Source organism: uncultured Novosphingobium sp. (genome assembly GCF_964277725.1).
GTDB classification, from domain to species: Bacteria; Pseudomonadota; Alphaproteobacteria; order Sphingomonadales; family Sphingomonadaceae; genus Novosphingobium; species Novosphingobium fluoreni.
The window spans coordinates 43,389-52,067 of the sequence record NZ_CAXYKL010000007.1; the positions used below are offsets into that span (position 1 = coordinate 43,389).

An 8,679-nucleotide genomic window follows, 5' to 3' on the forward strand; every position below is an offset into this window, starting at 1 on the left:
GAAGGGTCATGCCTGCGTGAATTCTGCGCGACCTCGATCTAGGACGACTTTGTCGCGCTCGACCGCGGTACACCGGAAAAGGGCAGCGCCATCCTCCTGCCAAATGTCGGTGCGCAGCGTTTCGCCAGGGAAGAATGGTGCGGTAAAGCGGCAATCCATCGACGTGAGACCCGCAGCCTGACCATCCGCACAAGCGACGATCAGAGAGTGGCAGGCGACGCCATACGTACCCAGGCCATGGAAAATCGGCCGATCGAAACCTGCCCCACGGGCGACTTCCGGATCTGCATGCAGGGGGTTCAAATCGGCGCTGAGCCTGTAGATCAATGCCGCCTGTGGCAAAGTCGACCTGATCATCGTGCGATCGGGTGCGCGGTCCGGTATCGTCACGGCCGGAACTGGACGGCCGGTCGAAGGGCCACCAAAGCCGCCATCGCCGCGACAGAACATCGACATGACTTGGCTCGACTGCAACGTGCCAGTCTCGGCATCATGAAGATCGCGGCGCACGCGCAGAATGGCACCGCGTCCCTCGCCCTTGTCGATGATTTCGTCGATCGAGTTCCGGGCGATCAGCTTTGCCTCCGGGGCGAGGGGGGCATGGATCACTAAAGACTGCTCGCCATGCACGACTTTGCGATAATCGATACCTGCATCCGGATCGCTGACCCAGAAGCCAGGATGGCCGAGCACGACCGCCATGCTGGGCATGGCCTGAATTTCTTTCTCGTAAACAAAGCGCAGTTCGTCAGCCGCCAACGGGTCGCTGCCGATACCGAGGCCCAGCGCATAAAGCGCGCTATCCCGCCACCCGTAACTGCACGTGATTTCGGGAAACGCACGGGCCATCAGCCGGTCGTAGTCGATCGCCAAAACACCTCTCCCGCCCCCGGCCAGTCCTCCCCGCCGCTCTAGGACGCAGCGGGACTTGTGCAAGCAGGCCGCTTTCAAATCACATATATGCGCCGGATCTAGGGCGAGCGCCCTAGTAGGGAAATTGCACTCCCAAAGCACCATCGACGGCAAGAACGGCACCTGCGACGAAGCTGGCCGGAGCGGATACGAGAAAGGCGATGCCGGCCGCGATTTCCTCGGGTTTACCCCAGCGGCCCATCGGGATCGCACCGGTGACCTTGGCCGCCAGCTCGGGATACTGTTCGCGATAGGCCTGAGTGCCCTCTGTCGCGATCGATCCGACCTGAAGCGTGTTGACGCGGATACCCTTGGGAGCGCCCTCGACGGCAGCGACCGCGTTGAGATGATTGAGCGCGGCCTTGGACGAGGCATAGCTGCTCGACAATGCCTGCGCCCGCGCACCCATGATGGACGTAACGTTGACGATCGCGCCGCCGCCTTGACGTTCCATGATCGGGAAAACCGTCCGCATCGATGCGAAAGGCGCAAACACGTTCAGCCGGAATGCCTCGGCGAAGGCGTCATCGCCCAAAGCCTCGATAGGGCCAAATTGCCCGGCACCCGCGTTGTTGACGAGGATATCGATCCTGCCGTGTCGCGTGGCGATATCTTCCAAAGCAGCAGTGTAGGCTGCGCTGTCACACACATCGACGGCCATCGTCTCGACAGATCCAGTCGTTGCAACGTCGGCTCGGGCCTGCTCCAGCACATCAGGACGGCGCGCCATCATCACGACATGCGCGCCTTCTTGCGCCAGCAGACGGGCGGTTGCCCGGCCGATGCCATTGCTGGCTCCGGTGACGACTGCGATCTTTCCGGTCAGGCCAAGGTCCATATTCGACTTCCTTCTCGTGTGCCGTCGCACTTGCGTGCGAAGCTAATGGTCTTTCGTTCAAGCCGGGGTCAGCGTCTCGACGGTACGCAATGCCGCGACTACGTCTGCGTGGGTCAGGGCATTTGCGACATTGCCGATATGCGGGCTTGCCATGATCGCCGCCGCGATCCCGTCCAAATCGTTGTCGTTCAGATCGTCCACGCCCAGATCGCGCAGCGTGGCCGGCAGTCCTACCGCGCGGAGAAATTCGGCGAGATCGATGATTTCGGTACGCGGGCGTCTATCAACCGCCAGCTGGACGAGGGTCCCGTAGGCGACATGCTCGCCATGCAACCGATCCTTCGCCGCCCGCAGCGTCATCAGCCCGCGCGTCGTGGAATGAGCGATGGAGAGGCCCCCGTTTTCAAAGCCCATGGCGCTGAGCAAGACCGAGGCTTCGATCGTCGCTTCCAAGTCTTCCGTCACCTCGTGTCGCGCCGCCGCAGCCACACCCTCGACGGCATGAGCCCGCAGCATTCTGTAAGCGGCATCGGCGATGGCGCGCGCGGAGTGGGTTGGCCTTGTGCCGTGCTTGGTGTGGCCTCCGCCTGCCCAGCATCCCTCCCCCTCGAACTTCTTTGCTATCGCATCGCCTACGCCAGCCCGCAGGAACCGCACGGGCGCGCCGGCGATCACGGCCGTATCTACGATCACCGCCGCGGGATTGGCCAGCATCTGGTCGACCCGGGTCAGCCGGTGTGCGTCATCGTACATCGCGATGCCCCGGCTTGCTGGACCATCAGTGGAAGCGATGGTGGGAACCGAGATGACCGGGACGCCCAGCTTGAGTGCCACTGCCTTGCCCGCGTCCAGGGCCTTGCCACCGCCCACCGCCACGATAACATCGGCATCCGGCGTTTGCGATACGACATTGGCCACGTTGGCGTCTGTAACCTCGCCAGCGAATTCGACGATCGAGACGGGGCCGGCGAAGCTCGCTTCCAAAGCGGCGCCGACGAGTGGTCGCACCAGAGCGTCTATCACGATCAAGGATTTGGTGCCGGTGCGTCCGGCGACCTCGCCGACTTTCGCCATGGCACCCGGCCCCTGGAGATAGAACGGCGTGGAAGCGAATATCCGCATTATCGTCTGCAATCCCAAAGCGCCTGAGCGCGGCCACTATATAGCTGGGGCGACATGACGCGATAATCGTCCGGTCAAATCATCCGCGCCAACGCAATTGCGAGCAGCGCGGGCACCAGCTCTTTGGGACGGGTTCATACGGCGCATCGCGGAAGGAGTACCAGCCGCGCCTTGAGAGATACGAGACTAATTCCGCATATGATTTCAGATCGCCGGACTGGCAAGATACCGCTTTGGCCGATAGATGCGCATGCGAGATCCCACCCGAGGAAAGTGCCGAATGGATTTTCAACCCGATCCGGAATTGCAGCAGTTTCGTGAAGAAGTGCGCACTTGGATTCGCGAGAATTTGCCCGAACATATCCGGAAACGGGCCTGGCGGGATTATCACGTTGATCGGGAAGGCATCCGTGAATGGATGAAGGTCCTTCACGCAAAGGGTTGGTCTGCGCCTCATTGGCCGAAGGAGTACGGCGGCCCGGGTTGGAGCCAGGTGCAGAACTTCATCTTCCATGAGGAACTGCGGGCGGCGGGTGCTCCCGTGCTGGATCGGGGGGCGTTGGAGCTTGTCGGCCCGGTCATCTACACCTTTGGCGATGAAGAGCAGAAGGCGCGCTTCCTCCCGGATATTCTTTCGGGAGACGTCTGGTGGGGGCAGGGCTTCTCCGAGCCCGGTTCGGGTTCCGACCTCGTTTCGCTTAAGACCCGCGCCGATTATGACGCTGCCACCGATGAATATGTCGTCAACGGAACCAAGATCTGGACGTCGGATGCTCAGCATGCCGACATGATGTTCACGCTGGTGCGCACCGATCAGGAGGCCAAGCCGCAGCGCGGCATTTCCTTCCTGATGATTGATCTGAAAGCACCGGGTGTTGAGCGTCGACCGATCTACACGATCGATGAGGGGCTTACCGTCAATCAGTTCTTCTTCGATGATGTGCGGGTACCCGCGAACAATCTGATCGGAGAACCGGGCAGGGGTTGGACTTACGCCAAGTTCCTGCTGACCAACGAGCGGACGATGTCGGCTGAAGTGCCGCATTCCGAGCGTGACATGATCCAGTTGGAGCGCATTGCGCGGCAGACGACCAAGAACGGCCGGCCAGTGATCGAGGACCCGCTTTTCCGTGCAAAGCTGGCACGGCTTTCTATCGATCTCACCGCGCTGAAGTGGGCGGTGATGCGTGTTCTTTACGCCAAGCATGGCGACACTCGGTTGGATGCAGTTGCTTCGGTACTAAAGATCCGCGGGGCGGAACTGCGCCAACGCACGGCCGAGCTTGCCGCGGAAGCACTGGGCGATCACGGTTTGGCCGTCGTGCACGATCCGGACAATCACGATCATGTCAAGAATGACGGATTGGCGCCGGATATCATCGAGGACGGGTACGGCATCACTCACAAGTGCATGTATCGGCGCACGACCACGATCTACGGCGGCAGCAACGAGATCCAGCGCAATATCATCGCCAAGGCGATCCTCGGACTCTGAAGGGGCAGGCAAGCCAGATGGACTTCAATCTCACCACCGAACAGGAAGCCCTGTCCGATAGCGTCCGCCGCTTCGTCGAGCGGGAATATATCTTCGATAGCCGCCGCGCGATCATGGATAGCGCCGATGGCATCAGCGCCGATATCTGGAACGCGATGGCCGAACTGGGCTGGTTCGGCGCCGGCCTTTCCGAGGACGGCGGCGGCTTTGGCGGCGGCGCTGTAGAAAACGCCTTGATTGCCGAGGGGCTGGGCAGGGGCCTGGTCGTCGAGCCGTTCATCGCCAACGCGGTGCTGACGCTCCAGACGCTGGCCGCGCTCGGCTCGTTCGAGGATAGCGATACCCTGGTCGAGGGCATTGTAGCCGGCACCCACAAGGCGGTTCTCGCGCATGGGGAAGCGGATGGCAGAGGCAATCCTCGCATCATCGCCACCACGGCCCAGCGCGATGGTCAAGGTTGGCGACTGAGCGGGACGAAGTCTCTGGTGCTGGGTGCACCTTCGGCTGACAAGCTGATCGTGTCTGCCCGGACCGGTGCGGGTGAGAGCGATATCTCGTTGTTCCTGGTCGATCCGGCTGCTGCCGGCTTGTCCGCGAACGTCTATCGACTTCTCGATAACAGCCGCGTGTCGGACCTTCATCTCGAGGGCGTTGCCGGGACGCTAATCGGTCCCGAAGGCGGGGCGCTTCCCGCGATCGAGACAGGCATCGATCATGCCACGGTGGCCATCTGTGCCGAGGCCGTGGGCGCGATGGATACGGCGCTGTTCATGACCCGCGATTATTTGAAGACCCGCCAGCAATTCGGGCAGCCGATCGGTGACTTCCAGGCTCTCCAGCACCGAATGGCGGACATGCTGATCGAGTTGGAACTGGCGCGGTCCATGGTGTTCCAAGGCCTCGCCGCTCTGGCCAGCGACGATGGCGATGAGCGCCGTCGCGGCGTCTCCGCCACCAAGGCGATGGTGAGTGAAGCCGGCCTTTTTGTTGGCCGCCAATCGATCCAGCTTCACGGCGGTATCGGCATGACCGAGGAATACGCGATTGGTCATTATTATCGCCGATTGTTCGTGATCGCGGGCCTGTTCGGCAATACCGACACGCACGTCGTCCGTTACGGCGACCTGAATTGGGCCGCCTGATCCTATGAGTGACGACGCCCCCGTTCTCCTCCGCGCGCAAAGCGGCGGTGTCGTCACATTAACGTTGAATCGACCGGCCCGCCACAATGCGCTGAACAGCGCTCTGTTCGCGGAAATAGACGCCGCATGCGCGATGTTGGAAGAAGCCGCGGATCACGTGGGTTGCGTTGTGCTACGTGCTGATGGGCGGTCGTTTTGTGCCGGCGCGGACCTCGAAGAAATTGAGCAGGTTGCAGCGGTCGATACGGCATCACGACCCCGTATCGTCAATCGTCTCGCAGCGCTGCCACAGATCGTCGTGGCGCAAGTGCAGGGGTTATGTGTTACCGGGGGGCTCGAACTGGCCTTGGCGGCGGACATCATCGCTGCCGGCAAAAAGGCGTCCTTCGCCGACACACATGGGCGGTTTGGCCTGGTCGCGTTGTGGGGGATGAGTCAGCGGTTGCCGCGGCGGATCGGCCTCTCCCAGGCCAAGCTGATGACGGCAACAGCCCGTCGGATCGATGCCAACGAGGCGCATCGGATCGGGCTTGCAGATCTCTTGTTCGAGGATGACACGCTGGACGCCGGCGTTGCTGATCTCGCTAATACGATTGCCGGCAACAGCGCGCACACAAATCGGGAGATGAAGCGGATGCTTTTCGCCACCGATGGCTTGTCGCTCGAAGCTGGGCTGAATTACGAGCTTGCCCACTATCCTGGCCGCGCTCCCGATTATCTCGACCGGATCGCGGCATTCACGCAGCGCGCGCGCTGATCTGTCCTGGGTTGCGTCCGCCCCGCTTTGCGGGCAGCGGATGCGAATGTGACCAGATAGCATACGCTGCCACCCGATAATCGTCCCCCAGTGGATTTGGATTGCCGGTCGGAGAAAGGGCAGGCACGAGCCCACACCTAACGGGACTTAGCTCGAAGAGTCGGTTTTCACAGTGCGATGCGTCCCAGAAAGACCTGGAGCGTTCGTAAGCGTCCGAGCAGAGCCGTGATGGAAGGGGCTATTGTTCCGCAGCTACCGAGTGAGCCAAAACAGTGGGCAAACGGTCAATCGGATGACGCAGGTGCATAGAGATCGAAATCGATTGGGAGATTGCGGTCGGCTAAAGACTTCATGGTGATTGGCTGCAGTGTAATTCCGCCGGTCCAATCATTGAAGTAACCGCCAACGCTTAGATAGCAGTGAAAACGACTCGTCACCTCGTGCCACGCGGACATGTCTTTAGTCAGGAGAGCCAAAACGCCGGCTATTTGGCCGTCTAAATCGGGCGGACTTACCCAATCATCGCCGAATTTCCATTTGCCTGTTTTAGCCTTGATATGCTTGCCATGGCTTCCGAGGAACACCTCGTCCTTACGTACGCCCAAGCGCGGATTTGCGCCAAGGAGCGTCGTGATTTCCGCAGGAACAAGGTCGTCGCCGTCAATCAATACGGATACGGTGGCACGCTTCAGATTGTCCATAGCCCCGGTGTACTTCGCATCGCTTGCAGAGGGAAGCGGGCTAAGTTCAGCTCAACACCCCTTTCAGCCATCATGAAGCTGACCAGTTCCACGGTAGTAGCTCGTCGATCCGGTTGACGGGATGTCCCTTGCCGATCCGGTCGAGAACGTCGGCCAACCAAGCCTGCGGGTTCACATCGTTCAGCTTGGCGGTCTCCAGCAGGGAGTAGATCGCAGCGGCGCGCTCTCCGCCACAATCAGCACCCGCGAAAAGCCAGTTCTTCCGGCCCACGGCGATGCCGCGCAGGGCGTTCTCCCGCGAGGTTGTTGTCGATCTCAAGCCGACCATCCTCGGTATAGGCGAGCAGTTGGGGCTTGAGCTTCACGGCATAACGCAGCGCTTCGGCCAGCGACGACCGCGCGGAAATCTGCGCCAGCACTCCGTCTGCCCATGCGAAGAAATCCAGCGCCCGCAGCCTGGAAAGCTTGCGCGCCTTGCGACGGTCATCGGCAGGATCGCAGGCGATGCCGCGCTCGACATGGTAAAGCTCGCAAATGAGCTTCAGCCCTTCGGCCGCGACGGAATGCGGGTCGGCCTTGTAGACGTCATGCAGCTTGCGCCGTGCATGCGCCCAGCACGCGACAGGCGTTATCAGCCCCGGCTGACGGTCGGGCGCATAGAGGCGCTCAAACCCGGCATAGGCATCGGCCTGCAGGAATCCCGCAAATGTCCTGAGATGTTCGCGCGGACGCTCGCCCTTGCGATCGGAGCTGTAGCGAAACAGCGCCGCTGGTCTGTCGCTCGGTCGCCATCGTCGGTTATCGCGCAGATAGACCCATAATCTGCCCGTCGCGGTCTTGCCGGTGCCCGGCGCCAGAACCGGCACAGGTGTATCATCGGCATGGAGCTTAGTACTGGCCATAACATGATCGGCGATGCGGTCGACCAGCGGCTGCAACAGCCAGCTGACCTGTCCCATCCAGTCCGCCAAGGTCGAGCGGCTGAGATCGACGCCCTCGCGGGCATAGATACGAGACTGTCGATATAGTGGAAGATGGTCGGCGAACTTCGACACAACGACATGCGCCAGCAGGTTGGGACCGGCCCGACCACGCGGGATGGGCAAGGATGGCGACGGTGCCTGGCTGATCGCGTCGCAGCGACCACAGGCCAGCTTGGGGCGGACGTGGCGTACGACGCGGAAACGGCCCGGCACATACTCCAGCACCTCGGTCACATCCTCGCCCAGCTTGCCCATGGTGCCGCCGCATGCGGAGCAGCCATCGGCATCGGGAGCGGCATGCACCGTCTCGTCGCGCGGCAGATGATCGGGCAATGGCAGACGCTTGGGCTTGCGAGCCGTCGATGGACGTTCTTCGGCAGGTGCCGGTTCGCCGATGGCACAAGTGGTATGGGCCTGTTCGGCTTCGAGATCCTCCAGCGTCAGTTCCAGCTGATCCGCCATCTCGGTGATCCGCTCGGACGACTGGCCGAACTTCATCCGCCGCAAGCGGGACAACTGAACCTTGAGCTTCTCGATCTGGAGCGTGGTCAGCTTGACCGCGTTGCGGGTCGCCTCATGAGCCGCCCGCTCGGCTTCAAGCGCCTGTTCCGAGGCCGCAATACGCGCCTGCATATCGGCGAAAAGCGCGCGCAATGCATCGGGATCGGCAGGGAGATTTATCTCGTCGGCGGACACGGTTCCCCATAGCAAAATGGCCTGTGCCGACCA

General features: G+C 61.6%; 7 protein-coding genes and 1 pseudogene. 3 read left to right on the top strand and 5 right to left on the bottom strand.

Annotated features, from left to right (window positions below):
• Positions 1–6 precede the first annotated feature (6 nt).
• From ACHWRX_RS00680 to ACHWRX_RS00690, 3 genes are all read right to left on the bottom strand, one after another.
• Positions 7–873: a MaoC/PaaZ C-terminal domain-containing protein gene (locus tag ACHWRX_RS00680; protein ID WP_394657718.1), complete on the bottom strand. Its 867-nt coding sequence runs from the start codon at positions 871–873 to the stop codon at positions 7–9.
• Positions 874–985: 112 nt separating this feature from the next.
• On the bottom strand, positions 986–1,750 hold the full coding sequence (locus ACHWRX_RS00685) for an SDR family NAD(P)-dependent oxidoreductase (RefSeq protein WP_394657719.1): 765 nt from the start codon (positions 1,748–1,750) through the stop codon (positions 986–988).
• A 57-nt stretch (positions 1,751–1,807) separates the two neighbouring features.
• Entirely contained in the window at positions 1,808–2,872 is a 1,065-nt protein-coding gene (locus ACHWRX_RS00690) for a glycerol dehydrogenase (protein WP_394657720.1), read from the bottom strand.
• Between the two features lie 280 nt (positions 2,873–3,152).
• Here ACHWRX_RS00690 and ACHWRX_RS00695 point away from each other — a divergent pair, with 280 nt between their 5' ends.
• The 3 genes from ACHWRX_RS00695 to ACHWRX_RS00705 are packed head-to-tail and all read left to right on the top strand — an operon-like array spanning position 3,153 to position 6,266.
• On the top strand, positions 3,153–4,367 hold the full coding sequence (locus tag ACHWRX_RS00695) for an acyl-CoA dehydrogenase family protein (RefSeq protein ID WP_394657721.1): 1,215 nt from the start codon (positions 3,153–3,155) through the stop codon (positions 4,365–4,367).
• Between the two features lie 17 nt (positions 4,368–4,384).
• Positions 4,385–5,509, top strand: coding sequence for an acyl-CoA dehydrogenase family protein (locus tag ACHWRX_RS00700; protein ID WP_394657722.1), 1,125 nt, complete (start codon positions 4,385–4,387; stop codon positions 5,507–5,509).
• Between the two features lie 4 nt (positions 5,510–5,513).
• Complete coding sequence (locus ACHWRX_RS00705) at positions 5,514–6,266, top strand: enoyl-CoA hydratase/isomerase family protein (protein ID WP_394657723.1); 753 nt, start codon at positions 5,514–5,516, stop codon at positions 6,264–6,266.
• A 284-nt stretch (positions 6,267–6,550) separates the two neighbouring features.
• Here ACHWRX_RS00705 and ACHWRX_RS00710 read toward each other — a convergent pair whose 3' ends face one another.
• Together ACHWRX_RS00710 and tnpC are read right to left on the bottom strand one after the other, a co-directional pair.
• Positions 6,551–6,967, bottom strand: a complete 417-nt coding sequence (locus tag ACHWRX_RS00710; protein WP_394657724.1) for a DUF4279 domain-containing protein — start codon at positions 6,965–6,967, stop codon at positions 6,551–6,553.
• A 70-nt stretch (positions 6,968–7,037) separates the two neighbouring features.
• A pseudogene (gene tnpC, locus ACHWRX_RS00715) lies at positions 7,038–8,646 on the bottom strand (IS66 family transposase).
• Between the last annotated feature and the right edge of the window lie 33 nt (positions 8,647–8,679).

What these genes read in the sequence shown, in the direction of transcription:
- ACHWRX_RS00685 (WP_394657719.1), bottom strand. Translation starts at nt 1,750, where the DNA reads ATGGACCTTGGCCTGACCGGAAAGATCGCAGTCGTCACCGGAGCCAGC.
- ACHWRX_RS00690 (WP_394657720.1), bottom strand. Translation starts at nt 2,872, where the DNA reads ATGCGGATATTCGCTTCCACGCCGTTCTATCTCCAGGGGCCGGGTGCC.
- ACHWRX_RS00695 (WP_394657721.1), top strand. Translation starts at nt 3,153, where the DNA reads ATGGATTTTCAACCCGATCCGGAATTGCAGCAGTTTCGTGAAGAAGTG.
- ACHWRX_RS00700 (WP_394657722.1), top strand. Translation starts at nt 4,385, where the DNA reads ATGGACTTCAATCTCACCACCGAACAGGAAGCCCTGTCCGATAGCGTC.
- ACHWRX_RS00705 (WP_394657723.1), top strand. Translation starts at nt 5,514, where the DNA reads ATGAGTGACGACGCCCCCGTTCTCCTCCGCGCGCAAAGCGGCGGTGTC.
- ACHWRX_RS00710 (WP_394657724.1), bottom strand. Translation starts at nt 6,967, where the DNA reads ATGGACAATCTGAAGCGTGCCACCGTATCCGTATTGATTGACGGCGAC.